Source organism: Micromonospora sp. NPDC049580, from assembly GCF_040675595.1.
In the GTDB taxonomy this organism is placed as follows: domain Bacteria; phylum Actinomycetota; class Actinomycetes; order Mycobacteriales; family Micromonosporaceae; genus Micromonospora.
Window position 1 is genome coordinate 1 of the sequence record NZ_JBFAPG010000803.1, and the last position, 1,395, is coordinate 1,395.

1 protein-coding gene is annotated in these 1,395 nt (G+C 68.1%); it reads right to left on the reverse strand.

What is annotated here, in order from left to right; genetic code table 11:
* Positions 1-145: 145 nt before the first annotated feature.
* Positions 146-1,395 (reverse strand): extracellular solute-binding protein (locus AB0J68_RS32200; protein WP_363942667.1); only part of this gene is annotated, 1,250 nt, incomplete at its 5' end.

Below are 1,395 nucleotides of genomic sequence, written 5' to 3' on the forward strand. Positions count from 1 at the left end.
GCCACGCTGTCGCGTGGTGCCCGGCCCCGGTGCCGGCGGATCGGTCGCCGTGTCGCCGCGCCTCGTGTCCGACACGGTCGATGGCCTGGTCATGCCTGCTCCACTCGGGTTCTATCGCCGGCTACGGATGGATACGGGGTCACGGTCAGACGGTCTTCGCCACCTGCGTGATGTCCTTGAGGATCGCCGCGGGCTGCTTCTTGCCGGCGATGATCTCGGCGACGCTGTCGTTGATCTGCTGCCCGAGCGCGGGCGCGTACGCCTGGTCGAGGTAGAGCTGGAAACCGGTGTTCTTGGCCAGGGTCTCCGCGACGACCTTGTTGTTGGCGTCGGTGATGGCGTCGGTGGCGTCCTTCACCGTGGGCAGCACCGCGCCGGTCTTCGCGGAACGACGCTGGTTGTCGACGCTCAGCAGGAACTTCAGGAAGTCGATGGTGGCGGCCGGCGCGTCCTTGCCGACGGCGAAGCCGTTGCCACCGCCGAAGACCTCGGTGGCGGTGCCCTTGCCGCCGTCCACGGCCGGGAACGGGAAGAAGCCCAGCTTGTCGCCGAGGCCCTTCTTGCTTGTGGAGCTGGACGCCTGCACCGCCGGCGCCCACTGCCCCATCAGCTCCATGGCCGCACCGCCGTTGCCCATCGTGGCGGCCTGCCCGTCCGGGGAGCCGTACTCGGCTCCCAGGAAACCCTTCTGGAAGGGCTGCAGGTCGACGAGTTCCTTGAGCCGCTCACCCGCGGCGACGAGGTCGGGGGTGTCGAAGTTCTTGTCATCGACGGCCTTCTGCAGCGCGCCGACGCCGCCGATGCGCATGGCCAGGTAGGACCAGTAGAAGTGGGCCGGCCACTTGTCCTTGCCGGCGATGGCGACCGGGGTGATGCCGGCGGTCTTGAGCTTGCGGACCGCGTCGAGAACACCCGTCCAGGTGGTGGGCGGCTCGGTGATGCCGGCGCGGGCGAAGAGGTCCTTGTTGTACCAGAACCCGACCATGCCGATGTCGAACGGGATGCCGTAGATCTTGCCGTCGATCGTGTACGGCTGCATGGCGGCGGGCAGGATGCCGCTGACCAGATCCTTCACGTCGTCGGTGAGGTCCTTGACCAGGCCCGCGTCGACCTGCTGCTTGAGCACGCCGCCGCCCCAGGACTGGAAGAGGTCCGGCGGGTCGCCGGCCTGGGTGGCGGTGGTCAGCTTGGCCTTGAACGCCTCGTTCTCCAGCGGCTGGATGGTGAACGTGACGTTGCTGTGCGCGGTCTTGTACTCGTTGGCCATCGCGGCCCACACCGGCAGCATCGGCTCGGTGTTCTGGATGTGCCACCAGTTGATGGTCTGCGGGGCGTTCGGGTCGCTGGACTTCTCGTCGCCACTACAGGCGCTCAGCAGGTAGGCGCCGGCGCCGG